13 protein-coding genes and 3 pseudogenes are annotated in these 18,415 nt (G+C 40.0%); 7 read left to right on the top strand and 9 right to left on the bottom strand.

Annotated elements, in window-relative coordinates; translation table 11 throughout:
* On the top strand, positions 1–2,938 hold a 2,938-nt coding region (locus V7K21_RS08920), incomplete at its 5' end, for a hybrid sensor histidine kinase/response regulator (protein WP_335173445.1).
* On the opposite strand, the gene V7K21_RS08925 is transcribed toward V7K21_RS08920, so the two are convergent.
* The gene (locus tag V7K21_RS08925; protein WP_335173447.1) at positions 2,919–3,143 is read right to left on the bottom strand and encodes a hypothetical protein; all 225 of its coding nucleotides are present in this window, start codon (positions 3,141–3,143) and stop codon (positions 2,919–2,921) included. The two genes, V7K21_RS08920 and V7K21_RS08925, sit on opposite strands and share 20 nt — an antisense overlap.
* Positions 3,144–4,102: 959 nt before the next feature.
* Here V7K21_RS08925 and V7K21_RS08930 point away from each other — a divergent pair.
* Complete coding sequence (locus V7K21_RS08930) at positions 4,103–4,447, top strand: DUF1815 family protein (RefSeq protein ID WP_273766912.1); 345 nt, start codon at positions 4,103–4,105, stop codon at positions 4,445–4,447.
* A gap of 456 nt (positions 4,448–4,903) precedes the next feature.
* Here the strand turns inward: V7K21_RS08930 and V7K21_RS30630 are convergent.
* Positions 4,904–5,287: pseudogene (locus V7K21_RS30630) on the bottom strand (CHAT domain-containing protein); the annotation flags it as partial.
* A 92-nt stretch (positions 5,288–5,379) separates the two neighbouring features.
* A complete protein-coding gene (locus tag V7K21_RS30635; RefSeq protein ID WP_442948862.1) occupies positions 5,380–5,979 on the bottom strand; it encodes a tetratricopeptide repeat protein in 600 nt (199 codons plus the stop codon).
* Positions 5,980–6,095: 116 nt separating this feature from the next.
* On the opposite strand from V7K21_RS30635, the gene V7K21_RS08940 reads away from it, so the two are divergent.
* On the top strand, positions 6,096–6,596 hold the full coding sequence (locus tag V7K21_RS08940) for an acyl-CoA thioesterase (protein WP_335173449.1): 501 nt from the start codon (positions 6,096–6,098) through the stop codon (positions 6,594–6,596).
* A gap of 116 nt (positions 6,597–6,712) precedes the next feature.
* Here V7K21_RS08940 and V7K21_RS08945 read toward each other — a convergent pair whose 3' ends face one another.
* The 4 genes from V7K21_RS08945 to V7K21_RS08960 all read right to left on the bottom strand — a co-directional run bounded on the left by V7K21_RS08945 (position 6,713) and on the right by V7K21_RS08960 (position 10,072).
* The gene (locus V7K21_RS08945; RefSeq protein WP_334794254.1) at positions 6,713–6,910 is read right to left on the bottom strand and encodes a hypothetical protein; all 198 of its coding nucleotides are present in this window, start codon (positions 6,908–6,910) and stop codon (positions 6,713–6,715) included.
* Positions 6,911–7,351: 441 nt separating this feature from the next.
* Positions 7,352–8,548 (bottom strand): 1-deoxy-D-xylulose-5-phosphate reductoisomerase, encoded by a 1,197-nt coding sequence (gene dxr / locus V7K21_RS08950; RefSeq protein ID WP_335173451.1) that lies wholly within the window; start codon positions 8,546–8,548, stop codon positions 7,352–7,354.
* 405 nt (positions 8,549–8,953) lie between these two features.
* The gene (locus V7K21_RS08955) at positions 8,954–9,862 is read right to left on the bottom strand and encodes a beta-1,6-N-acetylglucosaminyltransferase (RefSeq protein ID WP_335173453.1); all 909 of its coding nucleotides are present in this window, start codon (positions 9,860–9,862) and stop codon (positions 8,954–8,956) included.
* Positions 9,863–9,922: 60 nt separating this feature from the next.
* Positions 9,923–10,072: a hypothetical protein gene (locus tag V7K21_RS08960; protein WP_335173454.1), complete on the bottom strand. Its 150-nt coding sequence runs from the start codon at positions 10,070–10,072 to the stop codon at positions 9,923–9,925.
* Positions 10,073–10,395: 323 nt separating this feature from the next.
* On the opposite strand from V7K21_RS08960, the gene V7K21_RS08965 reads away from it, so the two are divergent.
* A complete protein-coding gene (locus tag V7K21_RS08965; protein WP_335173456.1) occupies positions 10,396–11,229 on the top strand; it encodes a hypothetical protein in 834 nt (277 codons plus the stop codon).
* A gap of 671 nt (positions 11,230–11,900) precedes the next feature.
* The gene (locus V7K21_RS08970) at positions 11,901–13,166 is read left to right on the top strand and encodes a mannosyltransferase family protein (protein ID WP_335173457.1); all 1,266 of its coding nucleotides are present in this window, start codon (positions 11,901–11,903) and stop codon (positions 13,164–13,166) included.
* Positions 13,167–13,253: 87 nt separating this feature from the next.
* Here the strand turns inward: V7K21_RS08970 and V7K21_RS08975 are convergent, their stop codons facing one another.
* A complete protein-coding gene (locus V7K21_RS08975) occupies positions 13,254–14,798 on the bottom strand; it encodes an ArnT family glycosyltransferase (protein WP_335173488.1) in 1,545 nt (514 codons plus the stop codon).
* Positions 14,799–14,913: 115 nt separating this feature from the next.
* Between V7K21_RS08975 and V7K21_RS08980 the strand changes: the two are divergent.
* Positions 14,914–15,117, top strand: a pseudogene (locus tag V7K21_RS08980) (IS4 family transposase); the annotation flags it as partial.
* A gap of 190 nt (positions 15,118–15,307) precedes the next feature.
* Positions 15,308–15,496 (top strand): annotated as a pseudogene (locus V7K21_RS08985) (transposase); the annotation flags it as partial.
* Between the two features lie 122 nt (positions 15,497–15,618).
* Here the strand turns inward: V7K21_RS08985 and V7K21_RS08990 are convergent.
* The gene (locus V7K21_RS08990; RefSeq protein WP_335173459.1) at positions 15,619–18,087 is read right to left on the bottom strand and encodes an ATP-dependent Clp protease ATP-binding subunit; all 2,469 of its coding nucleotides are present in this window, start codon (positions 18,085–18,087) and stop codon (positions 15,619–15,621) included.
* Between the last annotated feature and the right edge of the window lie 328 nt (positions 18,088–18,415).

The raw sequence follows: 18,415 nt of genomic DNA on the forward strand, positions 1-18,415 counted from the left end.
TCTGCAACTGCTGTTTGAAGATGTAGCCACAGACTCCACCTATATTCAGATGGAAACCACAGATAATACTGTGGATGAACAAGAAGCTACAGAAAGTTTTTTAGATATCAATTTTGGTGAAACTTCAGATTCACCCCAAGCACAGCCTGGTGATTTGTTCGGCTCTTTCGATGAAAATCTGCAACTGCTGTTTGAAGATGTAGCCACAGACTCCACCTATATTCAGATGGAAACCACAGATAATACTGTGGATGAACAAGAAGCTACAGAAACTTCTTTAGATATCAATTTTGGTGAAACTTCAGATTTAGCTCAGACAAGCCCAGAAGTTTTAGGTACTGAGCCGAGCAATAATTTAGAAACTGCCTTTGAGTTCACAGAAAATACAGATTTTGAGGGTACTGAGCCTAGTTATTCAAATGATTTATTGTTTACAGAAACTGCTCTATCAGAAGCAAAAACCCAGGAAGAATTAGAAGAAAATGCGGCAAAAATTGACTCACAAGCTGTTAATGATTTCACACAAACGGTTATTCAGGAAGATGTAGAAACTGATTTATGGGATCAAGGAGAGACATCTGAAGCTGCATTAGTGTTAGAGGAAGAAAATGCTATTGTTACCTCAACCGAAGAATTAGTAACGACAGAAACCATTGAAATAGTTGCTCTAGAAGATGAATTTGCATACTTGGAAGCATTACTACAAGAGGAAGTAGCACTTAACCCCAAAGCTACCTCAATACCAGAAGCAGATTTTGCAGCCTTAGAAGAATTGCTAGCTACAGATAACGACAGCAATGCCTACGACGGGCTACCCCAACGCCAGCCCTTCGATACTCAGCCAGTCTTGGCTAATAATCCCATTCCATCACCAGCCATAAAAGATGAATTTGGTGATTTGGAAAAGTTGCTGGCAGAAGCAGATCAAACAATATCCCATTCACCATTACTAAAATCTAACACCAGCAAAACTCCCCGCCCCTCTACTCGTCGGGCTACAAGATTTGAAGAAACGATGAAGGTTCCAGTTAAGCAACTGGACGATATGAGTAATTTAGTTGGGGAGTTGGTGGTAAATCGCAATACCTTAGAGCAGGATCATGAACGGCTGCGGCAGTCATTAGATAACTTGCTGATTCAGGTACAACAACTCTCAGATGTGGGCGCAAGGATGCAAGAGTTGTACGAGCGATCGCTACTGGAAGCCTCTCTGTTAGCTGGACGCAAAAAGAAAGACTCCGGCTTTCAAGCGCCTGATTCCAATGCCGATAGGGGTTTTAGCGAGTTAGAAATGGATCGTTTTACTCCCTTCCATACACTCTCACAGCAGATGATTGAGCGGATTGTGCGAGTGCGTGAGTCGGCAAGTGACATTGATTTTGTCACCGAAGAAACTGAGCGAGTAGCAAGGCAGTTCCGCCAAGTAACCACCCAGCTACAAGAGGGATTAACAAGAGCGCGAATGGTGCATTTTGCCCAAACTATCGATCGCTGGCGGCGAGGAGTGCGCGACAATGCCATTAAGTGTGGCAAACAAGTTGAGTTGGTGATCGAAGGTGGTGATACCTTAATTGACAAGATGATTTTGGATCATCTTACCGATCCGCTGACTCATATGCTGAATAATGCGATCGCTCACGGTATTGAAACGCCAGAAGAACGACAAGGTGCTGGTAAACCATCTGTGGGAATCATTACTATCCGTGCTTTCCACCAAGGCAACCAAACGATCATTTCTGTAGGCGATGATGGCGCAGGTATAGATTCAGCAAGGGTTAAGGCTAAGGCAGTGAAGATTGGCATGATTACGGAAGCACAGGCAAAAGCCATGTCTCGCCTGGAAGTCTACGATCTGCTGTTCCAGTCTGGTTTTACGATCAAAGACCAAGCAGATGAAATTTCTGGTCGTGGTGTGGGTATGGACGTAGTGCGTTCCGAGATTAGTGAAATTCGGGGGACAGTGAACACTGATTCTGCGCTCGGTAAGGGAACCACCTTCACCATTCGTCTGCCACTGACTCTGAGTATTTGTAAAGCTCTCTGCTGTGTCTCTGATCGAGCTAGAATTGCCTTCCCGATGGACGGTGTAGAAGATACGTTGGATATACCAGTCAAAAATATCCAACACGATGCCAATGGGCAATCGTTTATTTCCTGGCGCGATACGGTACTGCCATTCCGACCTCTGAAGGAACTTTTAACCTTCAATCGCCAAATCAGTCGCGGCAATGTCTATGGCGGCACCAGAGATGATGATATGGTCTCTGTGGTGGTAGTGCGATCGGCAAATACCCTAATTGCTCTACAGATTGACCTGGTGTTGAGCGAACAAGAAATTGTAATTAAGCAATTTGAAGGGCCAGCACCTAAACCCATTGGTGTAGCTGGTGCTACAGTCCTGGGTGATGGCCGCATTATGCCTATTGCTGACGTGCTGGAAATAATTGACATTTTCCAAGGACGGATTTCTACACAAATTGGTGGCAATTCTTGGCAACAGAAAGCTACTCCCGCAGACACCTCTCCTGCGAAAATTGATCCAACAGTGCTGATAGTCGATGACTCAATTACAGTCCGAGAATTGCTATCCCTGACATTTAACAAAGCAGGTTATCGCGTAGAACAGGCGCGTGATGGACAGGAAGCTTGGGATAAACTCCGCTCCGGTCTGCCTTGTGATATTGTATTTTGCGACATCGAAATGCCCCGCTGCGATGGTCTGGAGTTACTCTCTCGCATTCAGAAAGACTCTAACCTCAACCACTTACCGATCGCTATGCTCACCTCACGGGGTGCAGACAAGCACAGACAAATTGCAGCTCAACTCGGTGCTAGTGGCTACTTTACCAAGCCCTATCTTGAAGAAGCTCTCCTCGAAGCTGCGGCGCGGATGTTGAAAGGGGAAAAACTTGTTAGCACTACAAGTAATGTTTCGTGACACTAATATTAAACGTTGAGTGAACAGCATTCTTGGCAAAATACAAGAAAAATAGCTTGTCTATTGACTTGGTTTTTGGTTGTTTGAGTAATGCGATCGCTCTTTGTGTCCAGTAATCGGTAGTGAGGAAATTTTCAGGATGACGATCAACTAAAATATGTTTATTGTCTTCGTAGAGAATATGGGGTGTCTGGGGATGTTCCAATCTATCTAAGAAGCCAAAGAAATGTTAAAACCCCCGTTGTAATACCATTTCACTTTAATAATGATACAAATACGTTGCTAGGGGCATTGCCATGCCCCTATGAGAAATCTATCTGTATCAGGGTTTTCGTGAATTGGTATAATGGCTAGGAATTAAATGAAGCGGTGGCGGTGCGATCGCAAGTCTGAGTCAAATGCCACTTACCTGTCAGCAGGGTAGAATAGCCATTGCTACGTAAAATTTCTGTGCTTTGGTTGGTACAACTTTTTGAGCCAAAATAGCTGAAAATATTGCCTAAATGGCAACATTGCTCTGCTGAGTTTAGGTATTGTCAGTGTTGAGTTGATCCATTGTGGATTTTACACTTAGACTTATCTATTATTTACATGAGGTAAACTCTGTATAAAGGACTATACTTAATCTAGTTTTAGTACTGTATCTAAAATTTGCACTGTCATCTGCTCAACTTTATATATACGGGAGGAACGAATTTGGTATACCTAATCATTTATCAATATAAAATCTACGTTAAAAAAAGACCAGTTCAAACATCTAAAAAAGACACTAGAACGATGTAAAACTACGTTTTAGCCTCTAATAATAGTAAATTTGGCTGTCCGTCGCTTCTAAAAACGAAATATGTAGCATTTCCGTACTTTACTAGTGCGAGATTTAAGTTACTCTAAAAGCGGATCGCTTCTTGTAAGAATCTACCCTGGCAGAAATGTATAAAGATATAGTTAAATTTAGCAATTCTGTCCGATATTTTGAATTTGCAAACTGAATAGTTTGATACGGCGCTCAAAATCCCGATCCACTACCCTAAACAAGGTAGTCAATTAACGACTCAATATCATTTGTCTGGTAATTGTAATGAATAGTCTACAATACCAGTGGATGAGAAAATCTAAAGAAAATATAAAAGAGACTCAACTTACTGTGGTGTCTGGAGGACAAAAGTGTTTCTGAGACTAGCACATCAACATCGACAATTCGTCCAAGACTTGGTAATGAACCTGCAAGCTTTGGCGACTGTACTAGAGCGGCGTGGGTATCTTGCATCCTGCTATACCTGTGGCGACCAAATGAATAGTGCATCGTTTATGGTTGGCTTGGGTGATAACCATCTAATTCGGTTTTTAGTGTCTGATTACGGGATTACTTGGACGGAAATGCGGGATGACCGCGAATTAATGAAGTTAGAAGGTGCGGAGGCAATTAGCCAATTAGACGAACTGGCTAATCTTGTCAAGCAATCTATGCAAACTGATACAGGCTCTAAAACTCTTGCCAAGAAGTATTAAGGTTCCAAAGGTCGATCGCAAATTAGAAATTGATTATCGGTAATTGGTAATGGTGGCTTAGTTGGCGATCGCTCTTAGCTATTCTCCATTACCATTAAGTGATTAGCTCGTGGCTGGCCCATCGCATATTTTTTTCTATCTGCCAAAACCTCACAAGCAGGATTTTAAGCCTTTAGCTGGAAGGTGTTAAAACACACCAAAGTCAGAGGTTGGGTAGTTGGGCGCTCCTCTTTGCCCAAAATATCATCAAAACTTGATCGCAGTTTTCGTTAAGGCTATGTAAAAGGATTCAGTAATGGAATATCGCAGCTATCGAAATCGCGGATGTTGCGGGTTACTAAGGTCAGCTGGTGAATCTAGGCAGTAGCAACTATCATTATATTTGCTTGACTGTGTGTTTTCCCTAATTATAAATTTTTATTTCTATTGTCCATTACCAATCAAAATAAAAGGTGCCTAATAGTACGGATGACTAAAGTCATTAACTGCTGCTGCGGGTATATTATGACTTATTGCCTTCCAGTTTCCGGTAATTAATGAGACTTAAGCTTGTCGTAAAGCTTCAGTTTTAGTAAACTTCTCAGTAGAGAGTATACCATAAAAAGCACTCATAAGTGCTTGTGTACCACCATCATCCACTGACCACAGCGAGGCGATCGCGGCTCTGGCGCCGGTTTGTTGCATCTGATAGCCAAAGCCCAAAATTTCCTCACCGTTACCTAACTTGCCTCCCAAGCCGGTTTCACAGGCGCTCAACACTACCAAATCTACATGGGGGAGTGACCAAGTGGCGACATTTCTAAAATTAACGCGATCGCCATTCCCGAATAAAATAGTTGATTACCTGACACATTTTGGAGATATTCCTCTAGTTCTTCAACTTTGAGTAAATCTATTGTCCTTTGCGCTTCAGCAACACGTTCTTGTTTGAGTTATCGTTCACCCAAAATGCGATATGTCTGGCTGACAGTTATGCTATAAACATCTGGTTGTGGCGCACTCAGTGCTGATGGATTCAAGCGAGCTTTCTGACGATTAATCAAGCAATGCTTATAGAAAAAAATTGCTAACTCTGGTTGGTTTTGGATATCAAAGAAGTAACCTATATTACTGTAGGTTTTACCAAGTCGAACCAGATCCCCAAGTTCTTTATTAATTAATAGGGCTTGCTGATAGGATTGAAGTGCTTCGGGATACTTTCTTTTACTTTGGTAGATTTTGCCAATGTTATTGAGTGTTACGGCTTCCCAAGAGCGTTCTCCAAGTTCTCTGCTGATGGCTAATGCTTTTTGTAATCTCTGCAACGCTTCTTTCGATTGCTCTTGCCGAGATTCTTTGATAGCCTCTTCGTTGAGCCTTTCAATTTCTGAGAGCTGATTATTCTTGGGTAAAGCTTGAGCTTTTTCTCCGAAATCATACCTCAACTTTGCATTTTTGCTTACATGGTTATTTTCTGGGTAAGCCATCCCGAAACCTAGTAAACTAAGTAAAGTAAAAGTAACAACACTAACATACTGGAGATTAGGCTGCATACCAAAATACTCCCTATACTCGAAAGTGTAAATATTAAATTAAGAAGTCCGGCAACGCAATTAATTTTTATGCTATTCAATGATTTGAAAATTTATAGGTGCTTAGGAAATTAAAAATGTCAGAAGAAAAACCCAGCCAACCAAAACTACCACCAACTAGCGCCCTTGACAATCCATCAAGTCATGAATTTGGGAATTGGTTTGAATATCCTGTCAGAGTGCAACCCCATCACACTGACTATGCCGGTCTTGTCTGGCACGGTTCCTATATAGCTTGGATGGAAGAAGCGCGGATTGAATGCTTGCGATCTATAGGGATTGAATTTGTTGATTTAGTCTCTATAGGGTGCGATTTACTAGTTGTAGAACTATCGGTGCGCTATCATCGTTCAATTCAATTGGGTATGGCAGTGGTGGTAAAAACCCGCATGGCTGAGGTAACTGGCGTCCGAATCAATTGGGATTATGCCATTGTCTCAACTGATGGACAACAATTGTACGTCACTGCCAAAGTGACTTTAGTAGCTTTAGATCGCGAAAGAGGCAAGATTATGCGTCAGTTGCCGCCGAGTTTTAAGGATGCGTTGGCTAAGATTTCAGCATTAAATAATAATTGACCAAGAAAGGTTGTAAACACCGCAGAAACTTTGACAGTAGTTGCATCAAAGTTAAAAATTTTGTCATTTCATATTTTATACTTCACCTTTTATTAGCAAAAGTTAAGTATCGATTTTTACTTGCCACTTTGGATCTGCGACAGGTTTTGAGCAAACTGCGTTACGTAATGCCAAATATCTTGTGGAGTAATGCCAAAACCAATATTTAATAAAATAAGAATTGCCGCAATAGTCAATGCATTGCTCACGGTTGCTTTCAGCAGCTTCCACAATATTATGAAGACTATCCAAGCTACAATCAGCGTAGCAATCATATATTAATTCCTTAATAATTGCCTTTATCTTAGAGTGTGTTTTTTCAGAAAGAGTAAATTTTGTTTTGGTAACAATCATTGGTATAAAAGATGCTGAACCCAATTTTTAATATCCACTATGATGGGTTTTTTTGTGATAATTAGCTTGATAATATTTTACTTTAAAAATGAGATAATTATTGATGTAAAATGCTGCTTTTTTTGCAAATTTTCTGTAAAGATTTTTAATTTTTTTTTGGAGATAAATTATAAATATACATAAAACTGATGGCTGATCCGGAAGCCACCGACTATCTTCAATTTATTAACTTTTTGTATGGTGACTATGTTTTTGCCATAAGGTGAAATGATTTCCATATTAATTGGATTAGACGCTGGGAATTAAAAATTGGGGACTAAACATCAATTTCTGATCCCCAGTCCAATCTCAACTAAAGGTTTTTATCGCAGAGAAATTATCCGTGAGTCAGTTTCTAACTTTTCAGTCGCGGTTAAAACTTCTTGTCTTGCCCATTTATCTGCTGCCAAAATGTCATCTAAAGAGGGATTAGCACGGTTATCATTTTGATGGCGATCGCACACCCATTCGATACACCGGGGAATATCTAAAAACCGAATTTTTTCTGATAAAAATAAAGCCACAGCTTGCTCATTTGCGGCATTTAACACAGCTGGCATCGAACCACCAGCCTTACCCACAGCATAAGCCAACTGCATACAAGGATACTTTTGGTGATCTGGTTCACTGAAGGTTAAATTTCCAGCTTTGACTAAATCTAATGATTCCCAGTTTGTATATATGCGATCGGGCCAAGATAGAGCATACAGTAAGGGTAAGCGCATATCTGGCCAACCGAGTTGGGCTAAAACTGAAGTATCTTGCAGTTCAATCAGCGAGTGAATAATGCTCTGGGGATGAATGACAATTTCGATATTGTCATAATCCAACCCAAACAGAAAGTGAGCCTCAATTACTTCCAGTCCTTTATTCATCAAAGTAGCAGAGTCTACCGTGATTTTCCGCCCCATCGACCAATTAGGATGCTTGATGGCGTCAGCAACGGTTACATCTGCTAACTTTTCTACATCCCATTCCCGGAAAGCCCCACCAGATGCAGTGAGCAAAATTTTCCGTAAGCCAGACTTTGGCACACCTTGGAGGCATTGAAAGATTGCGGAATGTTCGGAATCAGCTGGGAGTAATTTTACACTGTGTTTTTCAACTAGGGGTAGAACCACAGGGGCCCCAGCAATCAGGGTTTCTTTGTTAGCTAAGGCAATATCTTTACCAGCTTCAATAGCTGCGATCGTGGGTAACAAACCAGCACAACCAACGATACCAGTGACAACGGTTTGGGCATCGCCGTAGCGAGCGACTTCTATCACTCCGGCATCACCTGCCAGTAAAATCGGTTGGGTATCGAGGTCAATGAGAGCTTCTTTGAGCGCTGGTAATTTATCTTCTGAGCAGATTGCTGCTATTTTCGGTCGAAACTGCCGAATTTGAGCAGCCAACATCTCTACATTGTTCCCAGCTGCCAATCCCACAATCCGAAACTGATCTGGGTACTGAGTGACAATATCTAAAGTCTGAGTACCAATAGAACCAGTGGAACCAACGAGAGTAATCGCTTTCACAATTGCTTAAGGATTTACAGACAACTCTCACTATAAATTGCTTAGGACTCTTTAATAACAGCAATCACTATAATCGATACACTGACGCAAAGAAAGAAAATATCCCTCTGTCCTCTATCCTCCTCGAAAGTGGCGATCATCATTTTTATTATCAATTTTTTGAGTATTTAAACTGATTGACAAAAGGCACTTTGTCTTAATATCTTACGCAAACTGCTGGACTGTCCGCTTGCCAAACAATGGCGGCTGGAGCAATGTCAACCTTGAGCAATCATCTGAGTGTTCTGGAAATTACGTTTGGTTTGCGGATATTTTACCCAAACCACTCTTTTTTGTCCAAAGTTCAATAGTCGGGAACATTTATTATTTCTTTTCTACGACCAAAATTCAAAATTTATTTGCAAGTTAAGATTGACTCAATATCATTTCATCAATCATATCTAATATATCCGGGTCTCTAGTCATATCAAACTTCCTGGCAAATAATTTTTCTGAGTCTCTAATTTTATCAAAATCATTTTTTTCTAAAATTTTGGGGTGAAGCGAATTAACGTTAGACCACTCTAGATATGTCAAGCGAGTGTTAATAATTTTATCCTTAAAAGGTGAATTTACAATTAGGATCTGGTAAAACAATTCATCTGGACAATAAGTGTAATTAAAACGATTAACAAACTTAGGGTTTTGCTTAACAAAATCATTTATCCATTTTATGGATTCTCCTGTTAAGCACCAAAATGCTGAACCTCCATAAAGAGCAAAGCCTTCAGGAAATTCATGTCTTTTCGGTAAAAGCAAAATCAACAATGAATATAAAAAAGAGTTAATGCGAGATTTAAACTCACGCTTTTTTGCGATAAAAAAATCCTTATCTTTCCAACGAATATACCAAGATTCTAATCTTGTTAAACCTCCTTTGTACCATTTATCACAAGGTAGTGGAAAATACTCTAAAAATTCTCTACCTTTATTTTCTTGGAGAAACTTCTTAATCTGTTCATTTGACTTAATCAAATAGTCTTGACCCGATAAGTATATAATATAATCGAAGTCAGTACCTGTTTCAACTATTGATTTTATTCCTTTAAGACTAGCTCTGACAATATCAAAACTTCCCCATGCTAAATCGTATCTCTTTATGAAAGAGACATTTGGAAAATCCTTGAGTTGAGTCAGTACGTGATGATAAATTTTATAATCCGCTTTTTTATCTATATGTATAAAAAATGAAACATCATTTGTGTTTAGTTTACAAATAAGACGTACTAATTGTTGCGGATATTTATGTGCCAAAATTATATATGCTATTTTCATAAAAACTGCCTTATTAAATAAATCAAGGTTCTTTGTCTACAAGCTGTTTTTGTGTTACCTCTAATTTAGGCAAGTTGAAAGCATTGCCTGTTCAATTACTCGCCGATTTAATTCCACAAACTCAAAGCCTTGGCTAAACTGTCGTCGGTAGGTCTTCTCCAAGATTTGACTGTAGCGACTTAGATGTGTGAAGTTCACTTTTCCCCACATAATCTTAATAATAGTAAATAAAGCTACTAAGTATTTATGATCAGGTTTGCAAAATTACCCATTTGGGCAAGTATCGTTTTTACCATATTCATAGCTGATCTAGCAGTATGCTTTTTTTGAACTATTTGCAGCGTACAACAATAAGTGGCTTTTTTATGCATTGGGGCGAAAACTGTCCGGAGTATTGTTAAATTAAGCGAAAAGGCTGACGCAGGCGTCACAATTGTTTTGCAGATTCGTAGTAAAATCGAATTTAGGAAAAAATTATGTTAATGGTGTATACTCTAACCTTTGCTCTAAATACAATATGAAAGGATAAAAAAATGCAGAATATGCAAAATATCAGAAATGATTTGTGGCAAAAAACATCATTTTCTACATGCTCATATATTAAGTCTTTACGCGATTACCGCTCAGTGATTGTTCGTCGTGCTATACAAAGCTGGGCTAAAGTACTAAAGCTTCCTTTTGCTGAAAAAATATTTTTAGATGATAGTAGTCCTGATTTAAATGGGATGAAGTTACTTCAATCATCCAATCAAATCAATCATTTTGATTCTGTAAGATATAATACTATCAGCCATCCTCCTCATAGTAATTTTGGAATTCTTATTAGTCTGAATCTTTGTAAATCTAATTATATTTTACATCTGGATGACGATATTCAAATAGTGGGAACACATCAAGACTGTATTAATATCTTGGAACATGGTCTTACTATTCTTAATGAAGATAAAAATATTTTGGGAATAAATTTAATGCATGTAGATAGAAGTGCTGGGGGACAGTGGGGTCCAGGTAAAGATTATTTTGCAAGTGATGTTTTTTCTCATCCCATTCAATATTTTGGAAATTCAGCATGTTTAATGAGAAGGGAACTTTTAGAAGTCGTGAGTTTAAAAGAAATTTTTAATTGGGGTAAAGAACAGCCTACTAATTGGGAAGAGCTAGTCTCAGCTTCAGATAATACTTCTTCGTTTCTTGTAGCTAAGGTTGCAACTCCCTTTACAGTTGATAATGATGCATGGTTATTCAAAAGTACATTTCGTGTGTCTACCTGGGAAACATATAAATATTTATTACTTAAGAAATTAGGTTTAGGCACGCTAGCATCTCAACTTTCTAAGAAGATAAAAGAAAGGGAATATAATTCGTGATTGGAGCTTACAAATTAAAGTGGAGGACCATAAAATTGCAAAAATCTTGGTAAAGATTTAAATATTCCTTACCATCTAAAAACGGTATACTACTAAAAAGTAACTTTTCACTTTCACCCCATTGAGTGGAATAAAATTTAGCCAGCTAGAACGTTTGTTGATGCGGGAGTTAATATACTGTAACCAAGCTAATAAATATAAAGAACTCGCTAAAAACGCACCTAATCTTTATCAATGGGTTCTCAGTAACTTTTATAATATTCTTGTTCCGATAGGTTTAACTTTAAGTATATCTGCAAGATTTTTATTGTCATATGTTTTTTATAAAAGTAGACAAAAAATTACTCAGAACAGATTAACATACTTAGCCACTATATCAGCTTTATTTCTCCCATATATCCTGCTCGAAATGCAGGACAGATATATCTATCCTGCTGATATATTTTATCTAATGTTTGCCTTTTACTTTTCCCAATATCGTTGGGTGGCTATCGTTGTGCAAATGTCCTCATTTTTTGGCAATTTAGGTACTTCTATATATCCAATTGTTTTCTATATATTTAGGTTTTACACTCTGGTACATTGTACGAAATTGTGAGATTATTTATCCAAAATTCAAAGCTAACTTTTGCTAAAATCTCAATTAAAAGTTAATTTACCTATCTACAAAGATGAGTATAAATAAAAAAATTTTGGCTACTGACTTATTTTTTATTATAGCAATATGGTTGTCTAGTAGACTTCTAATAGTTCTCGCTATGTTACTGATTGCCCCATTGTTTCCAAGTTCATCAGATGGTGTTGCTGCCACGTTTAGTTGGGATGTTTTCTCTGCTTGGGATAGTGTTTGGTATGAAAAAATTGTGACTTATGGTTACGATTTTTCCAGTAACGTGAATGAAATGCATACAGTTGCATTTTTTCCTTTATTTCCATTGTTAAGCCGGATAATTATGTTCATCGGCTTGCCTTTTAAAGTGGCAGGTATATTAGTTAATAATGCGGCTTTTTTAGCTGCCTTGATCATACTTTATTTTTGGGTACAGGAGCTTTACAGCACAACCACAGCACGATGGGCAACAGCTACTTTAGCATGGTGTCCCTATTCCCTTTATGGAACCGTAATTTACACTGAAGGTCTGTTTTTGTTATGTACTACATCTGCTTTACGAGCTTTTGATAAAAAGCAATATATTTGGGCAGCATTCTGGGGAGCATTATCTACAGCGACGCGACTACCTGGAGTTGCTCTTATCCCCGCTTTTCTGTTTGTTTCTTGGAAAGAACGTAGAGGTATAAAAGCCTATATTGCCAGTTTTACTGTTGGTTTGGGTATATCTTTGTACAGTCTTTATTGTCAAATTCAATTTGGTGACGCTTTGGCTTTCATCCATGCACAAAAAGCATGGCGTGGTGATGCAACAGGATTTGCTTGGGAAGGTTGGTGGAAGATGGTGATGCAAATTACGCTAGGTTTAACTAATTTGAAATCTGGCTATATTAAAGACCCTTTGTATCCGTTATTATTTTTAATAATTATTGTTAGCGGTTGTTTATTATGGCGCTTTCGTTTACATCTAGGAATGATTAAACTCCGCTATGGATTATATTTTTTATGGCTATTGTTGTGGCTATTGACAGTAGATGAATTATTGAAAATTACACTAGTTTTTGGTGGGATCTATTTACTATGGTTATCACGCACTAAAATTCCTCTTGTTACTGTTGTCTATGGGTTTTCTTCTTTAGCTTTAATTTTAAACACTGGGATTACACTCTCGGCTGAACGCTACGCTTACGGTATTATATCCTTGTCAATGGCATTCGGGTTATTACTTACCCAATATCCTCGTTGGGGATACCCAATTATGTACTTTTTTGGAATAGTAATGTTCACATTTTCTATTCGATTTGCTTGTAATCTTTGGGTAGCTTAGGTTGATAATATCACTCATTGGTGGTTTACTTATAGATAAGATGCCGGACTTCTTAAAGAAGTCTGGAATCTATGGCTTTTAGTATAATTAATTTTTTGTAATTAGTGTAAATCCGTTAACTGCTCCTAGAATTTTACTACCAGTTAAATTGATTTGCTGTAAAGCTGCATTGTCTAATAGCAAATAAGATTTATTAGATAACATTTGTTGTAAAAGTGGCACAGTTGCAGCAGTTACCTTGCAATCGCTGTAAAAGTCCAAACTAGGACGCCCATAAGCAAAGGAGGTATAAATTTGTGTTCCTGGTGAAACATTTGCCCGAATTAAGTCTGCTACTGGCTTGACTGGAAAAGCTTCCTTTAATTCCCAAATCCAAGATTGCGAACTCATCAATAGTACTAAAACTAAATACATCCCTGTAAATAAGACTGGAATAAAGTTGCGATCGCGCTGTTGAATTAGCCAAGCTGCGGTGGTCATACTTATTGCCAAAACAATACTCATGACTATTAAAATAGGCTCTTTATTTGCAATAATAAAGTAGACACAACCTCCTAAACCAGCAAAAGCAATAATAGCCAGAAATATTGTCCAACTTCGCACCCTAAAATGACCGTGCTGCCAAATTTCGCTAAGTTTAGCACCAATTGCCAAAGCTAAAAATGGATATAGAGGCATAATATACCACGGGAGTTTAGTTCTCATTAAAGAGATGGTTCCTAAATAAACAATTGTGCCAATAATAATTAGTGAACCCCAGGTAGTATGACGTTTTTTCCAAGCTAGATAAAAACCTCCCGGTAAAAATAATAGCCAAGGAAAACTATACTTAATTAATTCAATTAAATAGTACCAGGGAGGCCCACTATGACCATCAACAGATTGTGCAAGGCGATCAAAAGTTTGTGCTTGAAAATTCACTTGGAAGAAATTTTCACCATAATGTTGCCATTGAGCAGCAAACCAAGCGATCGCTGGTGCATTTCCGAAAAACATTCCTACTAATAAATAGGGGCTTGTTAACAAAGCAAACTGCCGATCTGCAATCAGGAATAAACAAGCGATCGCCCCTAGCAACAAAACTATCATCCCTTTAGTTAGAGTGATTAACCCTAGACAAAATCCCACACCTAGAGCATACCGCCGATTCTGACGTGCTTTTAGCAAACAAAACAACAACACCAAGAAAAAGGTAATAGTTGTACCATCTAGCATTGCTAGCCGTCCGTGACGCAACACAGGCAACATCGTCAGGTAAACTAAAGCGGCAAACAGAGCTGGTAAACTTTGGTTAAAAAGCAAACATCCCACCAAATAAAGCAAAGGCACTCCCAAGGCAGTTAACACTGCACCCGGTAGACGTGTTGTCCACTCATTCACGCCTCCAATGGAGTAAGTCCAAGCAATTAGCAAGTGCATCAGGGGTGGCTTATTATAATAAGGTTCACCTCCTAAGGTGGGGTAAAGCCAATGCATTGAACCAAGTGGGGCACGCCAAATTTCACGCGCAACCTGTGCCACAGTACCTTCATCCCAATCTCGTAAAGGGGAGTTTCCCAAAAATATCAGCCATAGAACTAGAGATATTACCAGTAAGCTAAATAACCATTCTTTTTCTCGGAATAGACGCATATCTAAAATCTGGATAATCATCTCAACCACTGTAAGGCGGTATTGTACCCCAGATTCTGCAATGTTAAAAAGCGGCGTATGGTGCGATCGCTCAGAATGCCAGCGTCAATCATGCATATATTTCACATTGTTGTCAAAATTGGGTAGTAGTAACATCTCTGAACAACAAGATTTATTGTCTCAGGTAATGCCATTTTTTCAAAACTATAAAGTATGTGTATTAGGTGATAGAGAATTTTGCTCGGTAAAACTGGCAAAGAAGCTCCAGCAATGGGGTGTAAAGTTTTGCTTACGTTTAAAAAAGAATGAATTTGTTGAATATCCCTCTTCTGTCACTTTCCGCGAGGGCGATCGCTAGAAGTCTCATGAGGCAACCAATACAAGCTATACTACTAGAAAAAAATTGGTCTTGTATTTGTTATTAGAAAAGAATCGCGCGAGCGCCTACTATACAAAAGCTCTAGAATTCAGAAATGGCAAAAGTTTCCGGAGAGTGACACAAGAGGGATAAAGGTAGGCGTATTGAACAGTTGATTCGAGAGGCTGGCTGTGAAGTCTTGTATTTGCCATCTTATTCCCCAGACATCAACCGAATTGAGAAATGCTGGTCATGGCTCAAGAGTCGAATCCGCAAACAAATCCAGCATTTTGACACTCTTCGAGAGGCTATGGAATCTGTCTTACGTTTGGCGTCCTAACTCATCTCGCTATTGCTATATCTTACAATTTGTGGGTAGCAAAATAGCTATAAATAAAAACGGTAGAGCAATAAATACTCTACCGTTTTATAATTTTCTATTTGAGACTCAAATCCCAAATCCTACTCAACGCCTTGGGGTAATAATTCCCGACGCTGTTGAGAACTAACTTGCACAACGCCATTTTCATCTACATCAACAAGGGCTGTATCGCCATCCTTGATACGACCAGACAGAATTTCTTCTGCTAGGCTATCTTCTAACAGGCGCATAATTGCCCGACGTAATGGCCTTGCGCCGTAGCTGGGACTGTAACCTTCAGTGATCAACCGATCCTTGAAGCGATCGCTAACTTCTAAGGTGATACCCTTTTCAGTCAGACGACCAAATACTTCCTTGAGCATAATTTCCGCGATTTGAGTGACTTCAGGCTTGCTCAACTGACGGAAGACGATAATTTCATCGAGTCGGTTGAGGAACTCTGGACGGAAGTACTGCTTCAATTCTTCGTTCACCAAAGAGCGAATCCGGTTGTAAGTTGACTCGCTGGCATCTTCGGAGAATTCAAAGCCGATACCGCTACCGCCTTTTTCAATTACCTTAGAACCAATATTGGAAGTTAAAATCAGCAAGGTGTTCTTGAAGTCTACCGTGCGACCTTTGGCATCAGTTAACCGACCGTCTTCCAAAATTTGCAGCAGCATATTGAAGACATCGGGGTGTGCTTTTTCGATTTCGTCGAACAACACCACGGTGTAAGGACGCCGCCGCACGGCTTCGGTCAGCTGACCACCTTCGTTATAACCAACATAACCTGGAGGCGAACCAATCAGCTTGCTGACGGTGTGACGCTCCATGTATTCCGACATATCCAAGCGGATCATCGCTTCTTCGGAACCGAAGAAGTAAGCAGCCAAGGACTTCGCTAACTCAGTTTTACCCACACCAGTAGGCCCAGAGAAGACAAAGCTAGCTATGGGTCGATTGGGATTTTTCAAACCGACACGAGCGCGACGAATTGCCCGTGAAACTGCTTTGACAGCTTCATCCTGACCAATTAAACGCTGATGCAAGGTGTCTTCCATGTGCAACAGCTTTTCAGATTCAGATTCGGTGAGTTTATTCACCGGTACCCCAGTCCAAGAAGCGACAATGTGGGCAATGTCTTCTTCTGTAACTACAGGTTCTTCACCTTCATTGCCAGTTGCATTGGTCTTGCTTTGAGCGATCGCCCGGATTTCGGCTTTGATTTCCATTTCCCGATCGCGCAATTCTCCAGCTTTGTCAAAGTCTTGAGAGCGCACCGCGTCATCTTTTTCTTTTAATATCTGACGCAGTTCTTTGTCTAACTCTTTGGCTGCTGGTGGCAGCTGGGAGTTAATCAAGCGCACCCTAGAACCAGCTTCATCAACCAAGTCGATGGCTTTGTCTGGGAGGTAGCGATCGCTAATGTAACGGTCTGATAACTTCGCCGCCGCTACCAATGCTTCGTCGGAGATTTTCAGTTTGTGGTGTTGCTCGTAGCGTTCGCGCAAACCATATAAAATTTCAATTGTTTCATCAACCGTGGGTTCGCCAACCATCACTGGTTGGAAACGCCGCTCTAGCGCTGCATCTCGCTCGATGTGCTTCCGGTATTCATCTAGGGTTGTAGCTCCGATGCACTGCAACTCACCTCTTGCCAAAGCTGGCTTGAGGATATTCGCTGCGTCAATCGCACCTTCTGCCGCACCTGCACCAATTAAGGTGTGTACCTCATCAATCACGAGAATGACATTACCCGCAGAGCGGATTTCATCCATGATTTTTTTCAAGCGTTCTTCAAATTCACCCCGATACTTGGTGCCTGCTACGAGCAAACCAATATCTAGCGTGACGACGCGTTTATCTTCTAGGATGTCAGGGATATCTTTAGTGGCAATGCGTGAAGCTAAACCTTCAGCGATCGCAGTTTTACCAACCCCTGGTTCCCCAATCAGCACTGGGTTATTTTTGGTTCGGCGACCTAATATCTGAATCACTCGCTCAATTTCCTTGGCGCGTCCCACCACCGGATCGAGCTTATTGTCTATTGCCATCTGGGTCAGATTTGAGCCAAATTCATCCAGAGTCGGGGTTTTTGTGCGCCCGGATGAACCGCCTGGTGAAACTTCGGCAGTTTCTCCCAACATGCGGATGACTTGGGTTCTTACCTTAGACAGATCCACACCGAGGTTTTCTAGCACCCTGGCTGCGACGCCTTCCCCTTCGCGGATTAGGCCCAACAGCAGATGCTCGGTGCCAATGTAGTTATGCCCCAGTTGGCGTGCTTCTTCCAAGGAGAGTTCTAGAACTCGCTTTGCCCGTGGCGTAAACGGAATTTCCACGGCAACAAAGCCTGATCCCCGTCCTATAATTTTTTCAACTTCAATTCGGGCATCTTTGAGATTGACGCCCATTGATTTCAGCACCTTGGCAGCCACTCCAGTGCCTTCGCCAATCAGACCCAGGAGGATCTGCTCGGTTCCGACAAAGTTGTGACCTAAACGGCGGGCCTCTTCTTGGGCCAGCATGATTACCTTAATGGCTTTTTCTGTGAAGCGCTCAAACATGGCTTTATCCCATCATCTGCGGTCGTGCCGGTATGCTGATTTTAGCACAGGCAAAGCTTTTGGATGCCTGTATAACAGATTATAGACATCCTGAAGCTATGACTTGGGTTGATGGGCTGATTGTTAACTATTGACTACTTTTATGTAGTTAGTGTACTGAGGAGCTTTAGTTCACCAGCGTTTTTGGGATTTATTACAAATAGCTGACTACTTACATTAAGAGTTTCTTTACTCAATCCCAAACTTTTATTAATAACATATTTTTCTTGAAATCTCAATCACTAAAAATTATATATAGGTTTTACTTATAGTTATTATTTTTGTTATG

Source organism: Nostoc sp. (assembly GCF_036919595.1).
Lineage (GTDB): Bacteria > Cyanobacteriota > Cyanobacteriia > Cyanobacteriales > Nostocaceae > Nostoc.

Bases quoted from the DNA above. Each gene is read 5' to 3' on its own strand.
- V7K21_RS30635 (WP_442948862.1), bottom strand. From the start codon at position 5,979: ATGCAGCCTAATCTCCAGTATGTTAGTGTTGTTACTTTTACTTTACTT.
- V7K21_RS08940 (WP_335173449.1), top strand. From the start codon at position 6,096: ATGTCAGAAGAAAAACCCAGCCAACCAAAACTACCACCAACTAGCGCC.
- V7K21_RS08945 (WP_334794254.1), bottom strand. From the start codon at position 6,910: ATGATTGCTACGCTGATTGTAGCTTGGATAGTCTTCATAATATTGTGG.
- V7K21_RS08955 (WP_335173453.1), bottom strand. From the start codon at position 9,862: ATGAAAATAGCATATATAATTTTGGCACATAAATATCCGCAACAATTA.
- V7K21_RS08960 (WP_335173454.1), bottom strand. From the start codon at position 10,072: ATGTGGGGAAAAGTGAACTTCACACATCTAAGTCGCTACAGTCAAATC.
- V7K21_RS08965 (WP_335173456.1), top strand. From the start codon at position 10,396: ATGCAGAATATGCAAAATATCAGAAATGATTTGTGGCAAAAAACATCA.
- V7K21_RS08970 (WP_335173457.1), top strand. From the start codon at position 11,901: ATGAGTATAAATAAAAAAATTTTGGCTACTGACTTATTTTTTATTATA.
- V7K21_RS08975 (WP_335173488.1), bottom strand. From the start codon at position 14,798: ATGCGTCTATTCCGAGAAAAAGAATGGTTATTTAGCTTACTGGTAATA.
- V7K21_RS08990 (WP_335173459.1), bottom strand. From the start codon at position 18,087: ATGTTTGAGCGCTTCACAGAAAAAGCCATTAAGGTAATCATGCTGGCC.